The sequence below is a fragment of the Lapidilactobacillus wuchangensis genome, from assembly GCF_003946645.1.
GTDB lineage: Bacteria > Bacillota > Bacilli > Lactobacillales > Lactobacillaceae > Lapidilactobacillus > Lapidilactobacillus wuchangensis.
The window spans coordinates 14,065-32,057 of sequence record NZ_RHOU01000006.1 but is presented as its reverse complement, the minus strand read 5'-3'; the positions used below and the strand labels follow the sequence as shown (position 1 = coordinate 32,057).

Annotated in this window: 21 protein-coding genes; 12 read left to right on the top strand and 9 right to left on the bottom strand. The window is 41.8% G+C overall.

Translation table 11 applies throughout. The features are described 5' to 3' along the window. The first annotated feature begins 98 nt into the window (after nt 1-98). Together lepB and EKM82_RS11415 are read left to right on the top strand one after the other, a co-directional pair. Nucleotides 99-662, top strand: coding sequence for a signal peptidase I (gene lepB, locus EKM82_RS06385; RefSeq protein WP_125767472.1), 564 nt, complete (start codon nt 99-101; stop codon nt 660-662). A gap of 415 nt (nt 663-1,077) precedes the next feature. Further along, entirely contained in the window at nt 1,078-1,251 is a 174-nt protein-coding gene (locus EKM82_RS11415; protein ID WP_164508147.1) for a hypothetical protein, read from the top strand. Nucleotides 1,252-1,381: 130 nt separating this feature from the next. Here the strand turns inward: EKM82_RS11415 and EKM82_RS06380 are convergent, their stop codons facing one another. Continuing rightward, on the bottom strand, nt 1,382-2,113 hold the full coding sequence (locus EKM82_RS06380; RefSeq protein ID WP_125767471.1) for an MIP/aquaporin family protein: 732 nt from the start codon (nt 2,111-2,113) through the stop codon (nt 1,382-1,384). Between the two features lie 132 nt (nt 2,114-2,245). Between EKM82_RS06380 and cbpB the strand changes: the two genes are divergently transcribed. Then, a complete protein-coding gene (gene cbpB / locus EKM82_RS06375) occupies nt 2,246-2,704 on the top strand; it encodes a cyclic-di-AMP-binding protein CbpB (RefSeq protein WP_318531086.1) in 459 nt (152 codons plus the stop codon). A 48-nt stretch (nt 2,705-2,752) separates the two neighbouring features. Here cbpB and EKM82_RS11410 read toward each other — a convergent pair whose 3' ends face one another. The 3 genes from EKM82_RS11410 to EKM82_RS06365 all read right to left on the bottom strand — a co-directional run bounded on the left by EKM82_RS11410 (nt 2,753) and on the right by EKM82_RS06365 (nt 5,430). Beyond that, entirely contained in the window at nt 2,753-2,893 is a 141-nt protein-coding gene (locus EKM82_RS11410; protein ID WP_164508146.1) for a hypothetical protein, read from the bottom strand. A gap of 519 nt (nt 2,894-3,412) precedes the next feature. Further along, entirely contained in the window at nt 3,413-4,441 is a 1,029-nt protein-coding gene (locus EKM82_RS06370; protein ID WP_125767469.1) for an alcohol dehydrogenase catalytic domain-containing protein, read from the bottom strand. A 128-nt stretch (nt 4,442-4,569) separates the two neighbouring features. Further along, nucleotides 4,570-5,430 carry a LysR family transcriptional regulator gene (locus tag EKM82_RS06365; protein ID WP_125767468.1) on the bottom strand — a complete coding sequence of 287 codons (861 nt, stop codon included), beginning with the start codon at nt 5,428-5,430 and terminating at the stop codon, nt 4,570-4,572. Between the two features lie 114 nt (nt 5,431-5,544). Here EKM82_RS06365 and EKM82_RS06360 point away from each other — a divergent pair, with 114 nt between their 5' ends. The 4 genes from EKM82_RS06360 (at nt 5,545) to EKM82_RS06345 (ending at nt 9,084) form a co-directional block, all read left to right on the top strand. Further along, complete coding sequence (locus EKM82_RS06360) at nt 5,545-6,405, top strand: aldo/keto reductase (RefSeq protein WP_125767467.1); 861 nt, start codon at nt 5,545-5,547, stop codon at nt 6,403-6,405. Between the two features lie 19 nt (nt 6,406-6,424). After that, nucleotides 6,425-7,072, top strand: a complete 648-nt coding sequence (locus EKM82_RS06355) for an NAD(P)H-binding protein (RefSeq protein WP_125767466.1) — start codon at nt 6,425-6,427, stop codon at nt 7,070-7,072. Between the two features lie 647 nt (nt 7,073-7,719). After that, nucleotides 7,720-8,577, top strand: a complete 858-nt coding sequence (locus EKM82_RS06350) for an aldo/keto reductase (RefSeq protein WP_125767465.1) — start codon at nt 7,720-7,722, stop codon at nt 8,575-8,577. Between the two features lie 30 nt (nt 8,578-8,607). Next, nucleotides 8,608-9,084 (top strand): flavodoxin family protein, encoded by a 477-nt coding sequence (locus EKM82_RS06345; RefSeq protein WP_125767464.1) that lies wholly within the window; start codon nt 8,608-8,610, stop codon nt 9,082-9,084. A gap of 145 nt (nt 9,085-9,229) precedes the next feature. On the opposite strand, the gene EKM82_RS06340 is transcribed toward EKM82_RS06345, so the two are convergent. Further along, nucleotides 9,230-10,501 carry an MFS transporter gene (locus EKM82_RS06340; protein WP_164508145.1) on the bottom strand — a complete coding sequence of 424 codons (1,272 nt, stop codon included), beginning with the start codon at nt 10,499-10,501 and terminating at the stop codon, nt 9,230-9,232. Between the two features lie 97 nt (nt 10,502-10,598). Between EKM82_RS06340 and EKM82_RS06335 the strand changes: the two genes are divergently transcribed. Continuing rightward, nucleotides 10,599-11,504 (top strand): helix-turn-helix domain-containing protein, encoded by a 906-nt coding sequence (locus tag EKM82_RS06335; protein ID WP_125767462.1) that lies wholly within the window; start codon nt 10,599-10,601, stop codon nt 11,502-11,504. A 173-nt stretch (nt 11,505-11,677) separates the two neighbouring features. Here the strand turns inward: EKM82_RS06335 and EKM82_RS06330 are convergent, their stop codons facing one another. After that, the gene (locus EKM82_RS06330) at nt 11,678-11,959 is read right to left on the bottom strand and encodes a hypothetical protein (RefSeq protein ID WP_125767461.1); all 282 of its coding nucleotides are present in this window, start codon (nt 11,957-11,959) and stop codon (nt 11,678-11,680) included. 197 nt (nt 11,960-12,156) lie between these two features. Further along, nucleotides 12,157-12,984 carry a mechanosensitive ion channel family protein gene (locus EKM82_RS06325; RefSeq protein WP_125767460.1) on the bottom strand — a complete coding sequence of 276 codons (828 nt, stop codon included), beginning with the start codon at nt 12,982-12,984 and terminating at the stop codon, nt 12,157-12,159. Nucleotides 12,985-13,446: 462 nt separating this feature from the next. Here EKM82_RS06325 and EKM82_RS06320 point away from each other — a divergent pair, with 462 nt between their 5' ends. From EKM82_RS06320 to EKM82_RS06310, 3 genes are all read left to right on the top strand, one after another. After that, entirely contained in the window at nt 13,447-13,857 is a 411-nt protein-coding gene (locus EKM82_RS06320; protein ID WP_125650917.1) for a DUF948 domain-containing protein, read from the top strand. 21 nt (nt 13,858-13,878) lie between these two features. Beyond that, on the top strand, nt 13,879-14,535 hold the full coding sequence (locus EKM82_RS06315) for a YtxH domain-containing protein (RefSeq protein WP_125767459.1): 657 nt from the start codon (nt 13,879-13,881) through the stop codon (nt 14,533-14,535). An 82-nt stretch (nt 14,536-14,617) separates the two neighbouring features. Beyond that, nucleotides 14,618-14,842, top strand: coding sequence for a hypothetical protein (locus EKM82_RS06310; RefSeq protein WP_125767458.1), 225 nt, complete (start codon nt 14,618-14,620; stop codon nt 14,840-14,842). 78 nt (nt 14,843-14,920) lie between these two features. On the opposite strand, the gene EKM82_RS11405 is transcribed toward EKM82_RS06310, so the two are convergent. Further along, nucleotides 14,921-15,124 carry a hypothetical protein gene (locus EKM82_RS11405; RefSeq protein WP_164508144.1) on the bottom strand — a complete coding sequence of 68 codons (204 nt, stop codon included), beginning with the start codon at nt 15,122-15,124 and terminating at the stop codon, nt 14,921-14,923. 555 nt (nt 15,125-15,679) lie between these two features. Next, nucleotides 15,680-16,783 (bottom strand): aminopeptidase P family protein, encoded by a 1,104-nt coding sequence (locus tag EKM82_RS06305; protein ID WP_125767572.1) that lies wholly within the window; start codon nt 16,781-16,783, stop codon nt 15,680-15,682. A 204-nt stretch (nt 16,784-16,987) separates the two neighbouring features. Between EKM82_RS06305 and ccpA the strand changes: the two genes are divergently transcribed. Next, nucleotides 16,988-17,989 (top strand): catabolite control protein A, encoded by a 1,002-nt coding sequence (gene ccpA, locus EKM82_RS06300; protein ID WP_125767457.1) that lies wholly within the window; start codon nt 16,988-16,990, stop codon nt 17,987-17,989. The last annotated feature ends 4 nt before the right edge of the window (nt 17,990-17,993 follow it).

The following is a 17,993-nucleotide window of genomic DNA, read 5'->3' as shown; positions in this document are numbered from 1 at the left end:
TTAGTGGTATACTATGATTATAATGATTAGTAATACACAAATAGATGTGGTGTGACCGGTCGACTACAAAACTAACGGTATTTTAGGGGTTAATAATCATGGCGAAACAATTAACATCTCAGATCGATGACAGCATCACTTGGCGTTGGTGGCTACAATTGATGGCCAGCATGGTGATTTTGTTTTTGTGCACCCAGTTTATTTTGCATCGTTTAATTTCGACAGATGTTGTTTCTGGCATTTCCATGGCCCAGAATTTTCGTGACGGTGATCAAGTGCTGACCTACCGTCACGGAAAAATTATTCATGGTAGTGTCATTATTTTTGATGCACCTAATGATCCGGGCACGTTATATATAAAGCGGGTGATTGGTTTGCCAGGTGATCGCGTGCAAATGAATCAAGATCGGCTTTACATCAATGGCCACTTAACACCAGAGCCGTATTTGCAGCGTTATTTGACCGGGAGTGCCTTTACGGAGGACTTTACTTTAAAAGAAAAGCTTGGCGTCGATCAGGTGCCAGCTAACAGTTATTTTGTCCTCGGCGATAATCGCCCGATTTCCCGTGATAGTCGACGGATCGGCTTCATTAAACAGAATCGAATCATTGGCACAGTTAAAATGCGCTATTGGCCGTTGAATACTTTACAGTTTTATTAGCATTTCCTTCAAGCAATTAATTGAGTTAAGTCGTTCCCTAGTTGAGAACGGCAGGGGCCCAGCGATTAAGAGGGCGTGGAACATGGTGGGCGTTGATTTGAGCTTATTGCTAGCGCAACAATCTCAAATACAAGCCTTATTCTAACCGCTGAAGCGGCAAGAATAATTTCACCATTGACGCCAATCGCTGGGCCCCTGCCTGGACTAAATTAACAAAACTGATCACCACTACTTGGCCGAACCAGAATGTGGTGGTAAAAAAAGTCAGTGTGACAATCTCGACTGACAATTGAGTTGTTACGCCGTTTTTTGTTACTGTTCAACTATTACTACTGATTAAATGAGTTATTGAATCCCACTACGACTGTCTTAAGCACTAATAATTCTTAAATGTACCACTTTAACTCCAGACGAAATGGAGGGCGTGGTTGTCAGCCGCCAAATTATTGTTAGTGCTTTAGCACTTACAATAAGACCTGCATTGAAGACTTTTGCAAAAAGGCTTCAATCAGTGTCGGCCGCGTTCCACAACCAGCAAGCCCGCAATGCAGTCAGAACGAGTTCTGTTTTACCAACATATCAAAATTGATTGAGTAGTTTTTTGGTGAAAATAGAAAGGCTTTACGTATTTTTGAAAGGATGTCACTATTTTAGCCAAAATAAAAAGCAACCAGAGAATTGCTTTCTGAGTTGCTTTTTTGTAAGCTTAAATTAATGGTTTACATGAAGACTGACTTATAGGTTAACGCGGCGAGAATACCGGCGCAAATTGGTGCAACCACCGGTACCCAAGAATAACGCCAATCTGAACTGCCTTTATTTTTCAAGGGCAGTAAGCTGTGTAAAATCCGAGGTGCTAAATCACGAGCCGGATTCAGGGCTGGTCCAGTTGGGCCACCTAATGAGGCAACTAAAGTCATCACTAGGAAACCAAGTGCTAAATGAGCCGTGCCCAAATCGTTGTGGAAAAATGGCGCCTTAGTAATGCCCAGCGCTGAGAAAATTAAAATAAAAGTACCAACAAATTCGTTGGCGAAACCGTTGAAACGACTAGAAGTAGCATCGATCGTTGAGAACGTCCCTAAAATATGTTGCGGATTGGTCGTCATGTCGTAATGGGGCTTGTAAATCAAAACGACAATGGCTTGGCCAATGAAGGCACCTAACATTTGGGCACAAATATAAGGGAGCACTTCTGACCAGGGGAACAAACCATTAGCGGCCAAACCAATTGTGAAGGCAGGGTTGATATGGTTTCCGGAAATACCACCGAAAATAAGTGCAGGAATCATTACGCCAGAACCGTATCCTAATGAAATTAAAACCCAGCCACCATGTTCACCTTTAGTACCAGTTAAATCAACATTGGCGACGGCCCCATTACCAAGAATTACCATGATGGCCGTTCCAATGAATTCCGCGGCTAACCGCGTTAATAACGAATAAGTCATTTTCTTCCTCCAAAATTAAAATACAGATAAATATTATACTTGTTAATGGCACGACAAGCAATCTGTGTCATAATAAAAAGTATGGAAACAGAAAGGAATTTTTGCTAAATGATTGCCAAATCGATTGAAGAAATGTTACTAAAAAAACAAACCGGCTTTTTGATTCCGGCCGATCGCGTTGCCACCTTGCAAGCAACTAATCCACTGACCCATGCCTTTATGCTATTAACCAAAGTGCGTTATTCTAAAATTCCGGTATTAGATACTGATTCACATTTAACTGGTTTACTGACTATGCCGATGATTACGGAATCAATGTTAGGCTTAGAGGAATTAAGTTTTGATCCGATTGCGGAAATGACTGTGCAAGACGTGATGCAAACGGAATTTGATACGATTAAAGTGACTGATGATATGGATTTGACCTTACATTTATTAGTAGATAATCCTTTCTTGCCAGTCGTTGATGAGCAAAATGTTTTTCAAGGTATTTTGACGCGACGGGAAATGATGAAGGCTTTCAATTATGTGGCCCATAATATTGAGCAGGAATATGAAGTCGTTGCTAAAGAACCTGCTGACAAAGATTAGCAGATTTTAGGTGAAGTTTTATCGCTTGATAAAAGTGTTGCAACAGAATTAGTTCTGACTGCATTCCGGGCTGCTTGTCATGGAACGCTGCCGGCATCGATTTGAACCAATTAAAGACCAAATTGTTTCAAATACGAGCCTTTGTCTAACCGCTAAAAGCGGCAAGACAAATTTGGCGGCTGACGACAAGATCCCTCCATTCCGTCTGGAGTTGATTTTGTTCACTTCATCTTTGTCAGTGTGCTTAAGGCAATTCTAGTGCGACTAATCAACTTGATTTAAATTGTTATCACAATTGAACTGTATCCAAAAAGCCTGTTTGACAGTTTCTGGTTTAATTCCCAGAAAACTTGTCAAATAGGCTTATTAATTTGTCACAGTTTATTTTTCTAAATAGTGACGCTCAATTTTGTTCGTTTATACCGGTGATTGGTATCTAACTTCACTTGTACTGCCTTAACATCAATCAAATCTAAAGTGGACTAAACTAACTCAAAACGCAGTGGAGGCCGCCGGGGTGTCAGGCGTGAAATTATCCTTGGCGATTTATCGCTTAGGATAAGGCTTGTATTTGAGATTGTTGCGCTAGCAATAAGCCCAAATCAATGCCCACACCGTTCCACACTCCGTCGGCCGTAACGGAGTTGTCCACTATTCTGCCTAAAACCAATTCGGATTCAAAGCAAATATCACTCTAGTTGGCATTAATTATAAAACAATATAAGACTTAATAACCTGACGATCAGTCATGGCCTGATAAGCTTCTTCAATTTGGTCAAGGGTAAAGGTGCCATCGAAGACCTTACCAGGATTGATTTTGCCATCGAGAACGGCCTTTAATAATAAGGCTTTATCGTAAGTTGTGACTGAAGCGGGGCCACCAGCGAGACTATTGTTTCGTTCGAAAGTTTCGCTGGGGTCAATTTTGTCACCATGAGGTAAACCGACGCGGCCAATAATGGCGCCAGGACGGCCAACCTTTAGGGATTCGTTCGTTGATAATTCAGTACCAACACATTCAAGCACCGCGTCAGCTCCACCATTTGAAGCAGCAATGAGCTTTTTAATGCCTTCGTCACCACGTTCAGCAATATTGATGGTGGCGCCAAATTCACTGGCTAAAGCTTGCCGACTTGGGTGGCGACTGGTCGAAATAATTTGCGTTGCACCACGAAGCTTGGCGGCAATAATTGCGCAAAGTCCAACAGCACCGTCACCAAGGACAATCACAGAATCGCCTGGTTGCACATTGGCCACCCGCGCAGCATGATAGCCAGTTGCCATGACATCAGCAAGGGTCAGCAGGGATTTCAACATGCCTTCAGAATAATCGCTTGGTTGGCCGGGAACCTTAACCAAAGCCCATTGACCATGTTGGAAACGAATGTATTCGGCTTGGCAGCCATTGCTGAAATTATCCGTGTGATTTTGACAATCGCCGTCAAAACCAGCTAGGCAAGCACGACAATGACCACAACCATGCGTAAAGGGCGCAATGACGAAATCACCAGGCTTGACCGTCGTGATTTCAGCGCCGACTGCTTGAACGATTCCCAGTGCTTCATGACCATCATTTTCGGGACCTTGTTCTTCGAAACCACGATAAGCCCAAAGATCTGAGCCACAGACACAAGTACGAACAACTTTCAAAATAACATCGTCGGGCTGTTCAATTTTTGGCAGCGGATAATCTTTAATTGTTAATTGTCCCGCGCCTTCAAATTCTGCATATTTCATTTTGTTTGCTCCTTTGATTGTTGTAAAAATTAGTTTAACGAATTACCCATTCAGTATAACGCGAATACTAGCAGTTTTTTTATCTTCTTCAGAAACTGCTGGTGCAAGTTAAAGTGCCGTTGCTTGAATTAAAGCCAAGCGGCAGTAAGTTGTTTGATTAAGGGTGCTACTATTTTTCGATTTTGTTGCAGATAAGCCGCGTAAAAATCCATTTTTGCGGCTGGATCGCTAATTGGAATCCGCACACGGTCATCATTTTCATCGGGATGATTTTCTGGGGCCAATTTAGATAAGTTCGTACTGAAATAGGGAAAGTTCGAATATTTAGTGATTTCGGTAAATGCAGTCGTTTGGGCTTGATAGAGAAATTTAGCCTGGGGAATATTGGCTTGGATAATATCACGCCACAGACTAATATCAGTCAAAACTATGAAGCTCAGACCCTTCAGCTCTTTAAAAGTCACCATTGGTTGATTAGCGAGGTAAGTAAATTGATCCAAATTGACTGACAGACTTTCACTCCCTAAATATCGGGCTTCAATCTGCTCAGTTTGTAATTCTTGATTAGTAATAATTAGGGTGTAGTCATGGCTTAATAGCTTTGGCGCCACAGCTTCTGGTGCAATAAACTGTTGCTCAAGCCGGGTATTGCTGGCTAATCTCAAACTATTGACAACCATTCGCGGTCCTGGGGCCACCGTTCCTAATTGGATGACGCGTTGATTAAGCTCATATTTACGCACCTCATCAATGAAAAGCTGATTTTGATCGAGCGCTTTTTGCGCTGCCTTTGCTGCAAATTGACCGGTTTTGCTTAAAGAAATGCGATTAGGTTGCCGGACAAACAACGTGACGCCTAATTCTTCTTCCAACTTTTGCATGCCGCGAGTCACGGTGGGCTGGGTTACCATTAGTTGTTCCGCCGTTGCTGCCAAGGTACCATACTTGGCAAACGTGACCAATTCTTCCAGTAAGTAATTATCAATCATGGGCCTCAACTCCTTGTATACATCAGACGTATAGTAGCATGCTTATCTAGTAATTTTCAAGCGATGCGACTGGGGTTAGAATGAATTCATCAAGTAAGTAGTGAGGTTAAGTTAATGCAAGAAATTCAATTAAATAACGGTGTAGCCATGCCCCAATTAGGCTTTGGTGTCTTTCAAATCACCGATTTAGAACAATGTCGGACTGCGGTTGTCGAGGCCATTCAAGCAGGTTATCGCTTATTGGATACGGCCGCCGCTTATCAAAATGAAACGGCTGTTGGTCAGGCAATCAAACAAAGCGGTGTTGATCGCCAACAACTATTTGTCACCTCGAAACTTTGGGTGGCTGATGCCAATTATCAGCGGGCTCAAGCTGCCATTGATCGTTCTTTGAAGAATTTACAAACGGATTATTTAGATTTGTATTTACTCCACCAACCCTATGGTGATGTGGCTGGTGCTTGGCGAGCTTTGGAAGAAGCTTATCACGCGGGGAAAATCCGAGCGATTGGGGTTTCGAATTTTTACGCTGACCAGTTGCAGAATTTGATACTTTCTAGTGAGGTTAAACCGGCCGTTAATCAAATTGAAGTTAATCCTTGGTACCAACAGGGGACTGAGGTTGATTTTAACCAACGGGAGCAAGTGACGGTTGAAGCTTGGGCCCCATTTGCTGAAGGCAAGCATGATATTTTCACCAATGAAGTCCTGGCTGACATTGCCGCGAAATACCATAAAACCACTGGTCAAGTTATTCTACGTTGGTTGTTGCAGCGTGGCATTGTGGTGATCCCTAAGTCGGTTCATCCCGCCCGAATTACCGAGAATATCGACGTTTTTGATTTTAAATTAACAGCGGCTGAAATGACTTTGATTGCAGGTCTTGATCGTCACGAAAGTCAATTCTTCGACCATCGCGATCCCGTGACCATTGAACAAATTTTCGGTGCGAGTCTCGCACGATTAAAAAATTAAGATAAAGGAAGTTTTTAAAATGAAAAATATTTTGATTTTAGGTGCCAACGGGCAAATTGCTCGGATTGTCGAAGAACGCTTATTAAATGAACAACTGGATGTCCATCTAACGCTATTTTTACGGCAAGCTATTCGTTTGCATGAATTAGCTGCGGATGATCGGGTAACTTTGATTGATGGCGATATTCAAGATTATGATGCCGTTAATACTGCCATGAAAGGCCAAGACCTCGTTTATTTGGCGCTGGTTGATCATACCCCTGATAATGTCTTGACCAAGAATATCATTAAAGCCATGAAAGCTAATGGCGTTCAACGCGTGGTCGCTTCCAGCTTGCTCGGCCTTTATAATGAGGTGCCTGGTGAATACGGTCGTTGGAATTACCAAATGGTTAAGTCAGGATTACCAGCAGCAATCAAAGCTGATCAATTGTTGGCTAACTCTGGTTTAGATTACACCACGTTACGTTTCCCATGGTTAAATGATCGTGATGAAGTCAAGTACACGATTACGCATCGCCATGAACCTTATCTTGGTGTTTCTGGTTCACGGCAAAGTATGGCTGATGTGATTGTGATGATCATTGCCGATTTTGACTATTTGAAGAATGATAGTGTCGGCATTGCTGATGCTGACACGCAAGGCGAAACACGTCCGGTTTATTAAATACGCTGCAAAAAAGTTTTAAAACGAAATTGTGCTGGCGACGACTCCGTTCCAGGGACTTTTGGCGTGGAACGCTGCCGACACTGATTTAAGCTTATTGCTAACGCAACAATCTCAAATACAGGTCTTCTTCTAACCGCTAAAGCGGCAAGAAGAATTTGGCGGCTGACGCCAGTCCCCTCCACGGAGTCGCTGCCCAGTTTAGTTGGCCATCTTTAGATGAGATAGTGCAAAGATAAAACTAGTAAAGTTAGGTCTTTGGGTTTTAGTCAGCCAATATCGGTTGCAATAAAAAAACTTAGGACTAATAGCTGTCAAAGTTGTGCATTCAAATTCAGTTAGTTTCTGTAGACTGGTTTGGCTAAAAGGTGGTGCTCAATCCAGCTTCTTAGTAAAGGCGGGGGCCGAGCAATTGGCGTCAATGGTGAAATTATCGTTGATGCTTTAGCATTTACGATAAGCCTCGAATTTGAGATTTTGCATAGCAAAAGCTCAAATCGATGGCCACCATGTTCCACGCCTCTAAATCGCTTGGCCCCTGCCGTTACTATCTAGGGAGCGACTTAATCAGATTCAAGCGATTTTACAAGCAAAGTAATCAATCACGAATGTTTTTAGTAATAACTTAAAGAAAGAGGTTATGAATAATGGAACAGATTTTATTAAATGATGGCAACTTAATTCCCGCAATTGGTTTTGGCGTTTTCCAAATTCCTGCTGATGGGTCAACTTATCAAGCAGTTCTAGCAGCGCTCAAGGCTGGTTATCGTCATATTGATACGGCGGTGGCTTATTTCAATGAAGCCGAAGTGGGCCGCGCGATTAAAGACAGTGGCATTGCTCGGGAAGATATTTTCGTCACTAGCAAATTGTGGTTGCAAGATTATGGCTACCAAGCTGCCAAGAAAGGTTTAGCCACTTCGCTTAAAAAATTAGGATTAGATTATATTGATTTGTATTTGTTACATCAACCATATGGTGATGTGGCTGGTGCTTGGCAGGCACTAGAAGAAGGTCAGCAACAGGGTCAGATCAAATCGATCGGTGTGAGCAACATGACACCAAAATTATGGCAGCAGTTTGTGCCCCAATTTAAGACGATGCCGGCAGTGAATCAGGTTGAATTTAATCCTTATTTCCAGCAACAACCATTGCGGCAAATTCTTGAGCCACTTAATGTTAAAATTGAAGCCTGGGGTCCCTTAGGTCAGGGGAATAGTCAATTATTTGCGGAACCAATTATTCAGCAGTTAGCAACTAAATATCATAAAGATGCCGGCCAGATTATTTTGCGTTTTGAGAATCAATTGGGCGTGATTGTTTTGCCAAAATCAACTCACGAAGCACGCATTAAGAGTAACCTTGATATTTTTGATTTTGAATTGACGAATGTTGAAATGGCGCAAATGAAGGAACTTGATCAAGGTCATGGCCGTCATGATCCTGATGCACCCGGCGTAGGCGAGATGTTATTATCGGCGTTCGATGTTCATGCCAACGATTAATCAACGAAATTTTTGAAGGAAGTCATTAAAATGGCAAAAAAAGCGTTAATTCTTTATTATTCCTGGTCAGGTACCACCGCAAAAATGGCGCAAGCTTTACAGAAAGTCAGTCAAGCTACAGCCATTGAGTTAACGGTTAAACCAGGCACTTTCTCAACTGACATGTATCAAACCTCGGATATTGCGAAGCAACAATTGGCAACGGAAAGTTTACCAATGCTAAATAACCAATTACCAGATCTAAATGATTACGATTTGTTATTAGTTGGTGGGCCAGTTTGGAGTGGTGAACCAGCCACGCCAGTTCAGCAGTTATTAAAGCAGGTACCTGCAAATTATGCCGGAATAATTGCCCCATTTTATACCAGTGCCGGTGGGGATGAGCAGTATCAGGCCAATTTTCAAAAGTTGACCGCTGCTCGTGTCGTCAAAGGCTTGGGTTTAAGTGGTAGTAGCTTTAGCAATGAAACCACGACCATCAATAATTGGTGGAAACAGTTAAATTAAATTCATAAAAAGCAGTTGCCTGGCAATCATCAGTTTCAATGAATGATAATTGTCAGGCATAACTGCTTTTTTGTTTTGAGTGCAATTTAATTGTGGCGATGGAAGTTAGCAACAATATCGATTTTTCCAGATAGATAAAGTTAGCTTAATGGTCAAACTTTTGCTGATCTTGAATTAAGTCATGGCGCAGACTCGGTAAAATCATCAGGCTGATCAACAAACCGATCCCACCAGTTAAGGCTAGAATCAAAGCACCTGATGGAAAATTTTGGAAACAAGCCGTGAAAAATAAGGTGCCCAATGGAAATATTGCTGTATTGGCAGTGGTCATGGTCGCCGAAACTCGACCTAATAAATGGCTAGGCACAGTCGTTTGAATTCGGACCTGACTGGTGACATTTAAAATCGCCAAACTGAATCCTAGAATGAATAACAAACTCCCGCCTAAGGTCAATACTTGGCTCAATGAGGTTGTTTGGCGCAAAACTAGACCTAATAAGCCCAGCAAACTAGTTAGCATGATCACCGGCCCAATAATTTGTTGATGGAGATGTTTTTGCTGCGGCCGCCAACTTAACAGTAAACTGCCAGTTAGCATGCCAATCGCGTTAAAAGTGTCTAAATAGCCAATGGCCGCGTTACCTAAGTGCAATTGCTTGATCACAATAAAGGGCAAGCCAATGTTTAAAGCTGAGAAGATGAAATTTAAATAAACGGAAATACTGATTAATTTTAGAATTAAGGGGCGTTGTTTTAAATAAGCAAGGCCCATTTTAAAATTCTGCAATTGCTGAAAATGTTGTTGGTGCTGAATCTGCTCTGTGTTTGAACTAACCTGAAATTTCATGGCCGCGGTAATGATTAGGCTGATCAGGCTAGCAACCAATTCACAGACTAAGAAGGCATCAAAGCCTAACCAGCTATAAAGTGCCACCCCTAAAGTTGGCGAGATAATCGCGGCTAAGGAACTAGCAGAATTATTTAATGAACTCAATCGTTGAATCTGCTCGGCATTGACTAATTCGTGAATGGCCGAATTTTGCGCGGTGGTATAGAGATTCACGCAAACCGCATTGACCACCAGAAAAATACTTACTGGAATTAATTTCTGCTGACCACTGAAGCGGTCAATGACTGTCATTAGTAGTGCAAGGGCCAGCAAACGGCCTAACATGCCACTGAGAATTAATTTTTTATGAGTGCCGTGGTCGACTAAATTGCCGATGGGTACCAGAACCAACAGATCGACTACCGGTGTAATCACCATACTTAAGCCAAAACTAATTGCGGAGCCAGTGGTTGCCAGTAGCATTAGTCCTAGACCATAAGAAAACATGTTGCCACTAATGCCGCTAATTAAACTGCTACTAACAGCTTTGAAAATTTGAATGTTGGTATCGTGCTGGTTAATTATCATGAAAATCAGTCCTTTTGCTAAGATTGATTTCATTTTACCGGCGTGCTAAGCTGACTATTAAAGAAAAATGTCGCATATTTGCAAGGTTGGATTAGAAATGCTGAAAATTGGACCACAAGTTAAAGCTATTCGAACGATTAAGGGATTAACTCAAAAAGAAGTTTATCAAGGTGTGGTTTCACCTTCGTTTGCGATTCGTTTCGAACAAGGACGCAATGACATGAAAGCCACCAGCTTTTTGGCGGTCTTGGCTAATTTAGGGGTCAGTCCTGATGAATTTCAATATTTGCTACAAGGACATCAGGTCTCGCCGGTAGTGGCAGCTCGTTTGCAGATTGATACTTGGTATGGGGAACATAATTTTGAAGCACTGAGTCAGTGGATCAGCGACCAGAAAACCGCCACCAATCCGCAAGTGAAAACATTGGTGGCCTTGGCTGAAGTTTTATTGATTAGTTACGATCGTTTTATTGGTGAGCCCACGCCGAGCATGCAGGCGCTTTGGCAGCAATTAAGTCAGACCAAAACTTGGACTTTACAGGAGATTAAGCTGGTTCGTTATTTGATTCCGGCCTTACGAGTTTTGACGTCAGATCCAACGGCTTTGAACAAATTGCAGCAGAAAATGATGACCAACTGCCAAATCTACCTCGTGAAGAATGGTGATCCTTTTCAAATTAAAAGTGAATTAGTTGATTTCAATGCGATGTTATTTCAAGAATACTTGAATCGGCATGATTATCAGGCGGCTGCGTCAATACAATCAGCTTTTACGCAGTTTGAAAATACTGGTCTCAGTTGGGATACGTTGATTTCACAACGCTTTTGGCTAGCAATTTGGCAATTGTATTTTGGCGACGCCACTGCCGGTCGTGAGGTGATAGCGAAAATCAATCAATTACAGCAACTATTTCCCCAGCGACCAGATCGTAATTTAGACGCGATTTATCGTTATCGCGAACCTGATGCGCGCCACTATCGACAAAGAGCTGCAAACGATTAACCGATTGGTCGAGTTGGCTGACAAGTGCTCTGGTACGCTTAGGCAACTTGTTAAAACTGGTGCTATTTTTCGGTCGTCATCAACGGCAACATTTAAATGAAGCAAGTAAAAAAAGTAGCTGTCTGTTCCTGATCATTCTCAGTAATGATTCAGAAATGGACAGCTGCTTTAATTTATGAATGTAATTTGACCATAATGACGGGAATTAACAACCAGATCAGCGCAACCAGCATGGTAATGCCAACAGCTTTCCGAGTAAGACTGGCGAAGCGGTCGTCGGGGAAAACAGCGGCGAAGAACAGGGCGGCAAATAAAAATATTAAGGCCACACCGTGATTATTCCCGAAAAGCATCATGGCAAGATTTTGACCGTTAATCCAAATGGCCTCTAGTGCTAGAAAGACGATTAAAAACAGGATACCTAAACTACCAAGGTCTAATTTTCCCTTACGCATTGGGTAATGCCTCCAGTTCGAAGTTTGTTTAACTGAATAGTTTATCTATGAACAATATAGCTGCTACAATAATGAAAATCAAGTAGCGTAAGTCGTTTTTAGTTGAATAAGATTTAACAAAAAGCAGAATAAAAAGTTCGTCTGAGTTGATTCAATCATGCTCAGACGAACTTTGCGTAAAATATAAAATAGTGACGTTATTGCAAATTCAGTAAACTCTGGGGCAAGTTAATCCCAGCAGCTTTCAGCGCGGGTAAATATTTGCCTAATAACAAACGTTGCATGGGAATGTCCATGCCTTGGCTGGCGGTAATTTGAATTTGATAAACCAAATCACCATTAGCCAATAAATTAGCGCCTAACAACTGGGGCTCGACCAATAAGTCTTTGGTTTCTTTGAAAACAGCTTGGTTGATTGGTGTCAAAACTGCTTCAAGTTTTTTAAGATCTGTTTCTGGATCAAGCCGTAAGTTGATCACTTGTTGGCGTTGACCGCGAGAAAAATTCGAAACAATCGTAATGTTGCGGTTGGGGATGAAGTGTAGGGTGCCATCGAAACTGCGAATTTGAGTGGTCCGAATACCAACAGCGCTGACAGTACCGGTGATATCACCGATTTGAACATAATCTTCAACTTGAAATTGTTGCTCGAACAAAATAAAGAAACCAGTCACCACGTCGTTAACGAATCCTTGGGCACCAAGACCAATGGCTAGGCTGACAATCCCAGCGCTGGCCACTAAAGTACCAACAGGAATGCCAAACAAGCTCAAAACAGTGTAGATGTAGAAAATCATTAAGGTGTAACGCAAAATGTTTTTAAGTAGTGATTTTAGCGTATAGCTGCGGTTATTAGAAGTTTGTTCTAGATTAGCATAATGATCCATGCCTTTGTTGATCAACTTCTGACCAAAGAAATTCAAGAAATAAAAGAGTAACGAAATCAAAACGAGTTGAATCACACGTGTTAAAATAGTGGTTCCCAGCTGACTCCAATCAAATTTTTCGAAAAGATTCAATTTCATGTTTGTAAAACTCCTTACTAATGTGATGTTCAATCAGGCTGTGATATCAGTAGAAAATATGCCACCGTCTTACGGTTGCTGCCTTGAAATTTTGCAAAAATTAAGAGCGCCAACTTAACTCCAGACGGCGTGGAGGGATCTTGGCGTCAGCCGCCAAATTGTTCTTAGCGGTTTACCGCTTAGTACAAGACTTGTATCTGAGACAATTTGGTTTCTAATTGGCTCAGATCAACGTCGGCTGCGTTCCACGCCAAGCAGCCCGGAACAGAGTCAGACGCCATTCTGTTTTACTCGAATATCACAGCCCAAGATATTTTCGGCTAATAGCTTTATTTTACCAAATTCGGCGGCAATTTTTTAGCTTTAAAAAAATGAAAAGCGATTTCACGTTTTTCAATTGCCCCCTTGGTTTATTGGTGTTATGCTAAAGCTATATAAGTTTTTACTCTAGAGGAGGCCATTATGTCAGGTGGAGAAATTGCAGGCTTAATTGCTGCAGGTGCACTTTTGATCCTAGTCATCTTTATTTCGATTTTCTTAACTCGATTAAGTAAAGTGACAAAGAATATTGAAAAGACGGTTGCGAACTTGGATACTTCCATGCAGTCTGTCACGAAAGACGTGAACGTTTTATCAGGTGAGGTCGAGGGCCTATTGGTCAAGAGCAATACCTTAATGAATGACGTCAACGGTAAGATGGCCACTTTGGATCCGGTCTTCCAAGCAATGGGTGACTTAGGCGAATCTGTTTCTGATTTGAATGCATCATCTCGGGATTTGGCTGAACGCATCACCAATGCTGGTGGTACGGTTGCTAAGGCTCGATTAGGTAAACGAATGTTAACTTCTATTTTTTCGCGGAACAACGATTAATTTATTGAAGGAGATTATCACATGGCAAAAAAAGGACACTTTCTATTAGGTTTAATTATTGGTAGTGCGGCGGCCGTTAGCGCCTCAATGTTGTTAACCCCAGAAACCGCAGCTGATTTGAAGAAAAAAGTTGCTGAAAAATGCGACGACTTCAAAGAGCGCGCAATGGATTTATATGAAGTTGCCGATGAAGCGACGGCTAGCTGGCGCGAAGATGCTGCTGCCAAAGTTGAACAGGTCTTAAATGAACATGAAGGTTTGCAATCAGCTGTTTCCACTTCAAGTGAGAAATTAGGCCAATTGCGAGACAACTTCCAAGGCACAACTGATCAATTGAAATCTCAATTTGGCGATGCTAGCCAACAATTGAAGAGCAGTTTTGAAGAAACTAAAGATAGTTTCGACCAAGATAATGGTGACTTCGATGATATCGTCTTAGACAGTCAATCAGCTTTCCAAGAAGCTAAAGACGACGAACCAGCAGAGGCTGATACAGCTGAAGCTGATGAGAACGATGACAATGATGACAATGATCAGTCTGAAGAAACCCCAGTTGAACCTGCTCAACCAGAAGCTCCTGAAGCACCAAAACCTGCGGAACCTGCTGAAAAGACTACTGACAAATTCAGTTTTGACGACAGTGACCCTAAATTGGGTGCAACACCTTCTGACAAGTAATTCTAAAATTAATGAGCTTCATTCGTGATAAGAGCGAATGAAGTTTTTTAGTACATAAAAACAAAAGTAAGGGGATATTGTGATGACTGAAGTGCGACCTTATCAAGGTGAAACGGATTTATTAGTTCGCGCCTTTGTCCAAATGAATTTGGATGATAATGCCAAGTTGACCTCGTGGACGCAAATTGAAGACTATTTCAAACAACACCAATTCTCAGCAGCTTGGCAAAGTGATGTGCGGCAACGGTTTGATCAATTTCAAAAGGAAGTCCAGCAGCCAGGATTTCCCGAATTATATGGACTTTAGGATGATCAGCAGTTGATTGGCTATGCCTATCGACCAGCTGCCAATCATTTTCAAACCAATGATTATTTACCAGGTGCATTACAAGAACAGTTGCGAGATATGTTTCTGAAGTAATAGTGTTGAAACAGAACAGGTTCTGACTGCATTGCGGACTTGCTGGTTGTGGAACGCTGCCGGCATCGATTTGAACCAATTGAAAACCACAATTGTTTCAAATACGAGCCTTCTTCTAAGCAATAAATTGCTAAGAAGAATTTGGCGGCTGACAACCACGCCCTCCATTCCGTCTGGAGTTGAGGTGGAACATTTCATCATTGTTAGTGCTTAAGATATTTCTAGCGAAACTGATCAACTAAATTCAAATTGTGTTTGTAACTAAAGAGTAGTATCGAAAAAGCCCGTTTGACGGTTTCTGGTTTTAATTCCAGAAAACTTGTCAAACAGGCTTATTAGTTTACATCAATCTGTTTTTTCAAATAGTGGTGATCAGTTCCATTAGTTTATTCAGGTGGTTGCTGGGCGATTGACCGCTCGCTTTACTAGTAGTGCCTTAAGATCGACTAAATTTAAAGTGATTTAAATTAGCTCAAAACGAAGTGAAGGCCGCCGGGTTGTCAGTCGCCAAATTCTTCTTGCCGCTTCAGCGGTTAGAAGAAGGGTTGTATTTGAGATTGTTGCAAAGCAATAAGCTCGAATCAATCCCGGCAACGTTCCACAACCCGCCGGTCGCAACGGAGTTGTTCACAATTCTGCCTAAAATCAGTTTAGATTTAAATCGCCCAGCAACCATCTTTCTCAATGGGGAAGACTTGCCACTAATTGGTTTACGCCTTTAAACTAATGAACAGGAATGTGGTTCAACTCTTTAGAGGTATGAGTGAAAGCCTCACTACCATTTTCAGTAACATGAACACAGTCTTCAATTCGAACACCAGCAAAACCAGGAATGTAAATACCAGGTTCAATTGAGAAACACATACCCGGTTGCAAGACTAAATCATTGCCAGCCATGATTGATGGAAATTCATGAGTGGAAGTACCGATCCCATGACCTAACCGGTGAATGAAGTACTTGCCATAACCAGCCTTATCAATAATATCGCGAGCAATTTTATCTAATTCAGCGGCAGTTAACCCAGGTTTCACTGCGTCTTGAGCAGTTAGTTGGGCTTCAAGACAGACATCATAAATTTCGCGTTGCTTATCGCTTAATTTACCAAAAGCAATCGTCCGACTAGCATCACTCATGTAACCTAAGTGATCAGTACCAAGGTCAAATAAAACGAGTTCTCCAGGATTGATCGGATTCTTTTCGGGGCCACCGTGAGGATTCGCAGCGTTGGCACCGGCTTGCACGATGGTGTCGAAGCTCATTTTCATAATGCCTTGTTTCATTAAACCATATTCGATTTCGGCGACAACTTCTTCTTCAGTGCGGCCGGCTTGAATGGCATTGAAACCAATTGAAAAGGCGAGGTCAGCTTCTTCGCCGGCTTCTTCCATAATTTTGATTTCTTCAGGCGTTTTGAAAAGTTTGAGATGTTCAACAAAGCGAGAAACATTACCCGGAAATTCAGCGTTAGGAAATTCTTGGCGCACCGCGTCATAATGTTGCACCGAAAGGCTATCCTTTTCAAGGCCCCAGTTTTTGAAGTGGCTAGTGCGTGCCTTAATGTGTTCAGCAATCAAGGCAAATGGCTTTTCATGATCAAGATAACCATAAACATCGCCATCCCAACCGGCCTTCTTAGCGGAATTGACCTCTAATTCAGGCGCAAATAGGAAAGGTGCGGCATCAGCGAAAACAAATAAACCGAGGATTCGCTCGTGGGGATCAGAAATGAAATTGGTGAAGTAGGCAACGCTGCCGGGATCACTAATATAAACCAAATCTAGCTGTTGTTCTTGGATCCATTGTTGCAGTGACTCAAGTTTTGTCATAGTCATGATAGGGCTTCCTTTCATACTGTACTGATAATGCTAGTATAACATAATTGATCACAGCACAAATGAAAAAGAAATTTGAAAGCGGATGGAGTGAAAACGATTCATTTTCATTACATTTATGTAAAAACGCTTGCATTTCCACTAGGCTAGTGCTAAAGTGAAAACTGGAAATATGAAAATGACAGGGAGATACTTTAAATGGAAAAACAAACGATTACGATTTATGATGTGGCACGTGAAGCAAATGTCTCCATGGCAACTGTTTCGCGGGTTGTAAACGGCAACCCTAACGTTCGTCCTGATACTCGGGAAAAAGTTTTAAAAGTGATTGAAAAATTAGATTATCGGCCAAATGCCGTAGCTCGTGGCTTAGCTAGTCATCGGACCACTACTGTTGGGGTTTTGATCCCTGACTTGACGAACATTTTCTATGCTTCGTTAGCACGTGGTATCGATGATGTGGCAACAATGTATAAATACAATATTATTTTAGCTAGTGCTGACGCTGCTAAGGGTAAAGTAAATACAGTTTTGGAAAGTATTTTAGCTAAACAAGTTGATGGTTTGATTTTCATGGGCCAAAACTTACAAGATTCAACGCGTAAGGAATTGGAACGGAGCAAGACACCAGTTGTTTTGTCCGGGACAGTTGATCCACAAAACAAATTAGGTAGTGTCAATATTGACTATGTGGCTGCCATTCGTGAGGCAACGCAACGCTTAATTTCAACTGGTAACGAACATGTTGCCTTTGTCACTGGCGCCTTAGATGATCCAATCAATGGTCAATTCCGCTTGAAGGGTTACCAAGAAGCTTTGGCTGATGCCAAAATTCCTTATGATGAAAGTTTGGTTTTTGAAACTGAATATAGTTATCGTGCTGGTGAGGCAATTTGGGACGCGGTTAAACGTTCTGGTGCGACTGCAGCAGTCATTACTGATGATGAATTAGCCGTTGGTTTCTTAAATGGTGCCAATGATTCTCATGTGCGGATTCCGGAAGACTTTGAAATTATTACTAGCAACAACACGATGTTAACCGAAATTGTTCGGCCTAAGTTAACTTCGATTGCGCAACCTCTTTATGATATTGGTGCCGTTGCTATGCGTCTGTTGACCAAGATGATGAACAAAGAAGAAATCGAACAAAAGACAGTTTTATTACCACACAGTATTATTACTCGTAATTCAACTAAATAAGCCT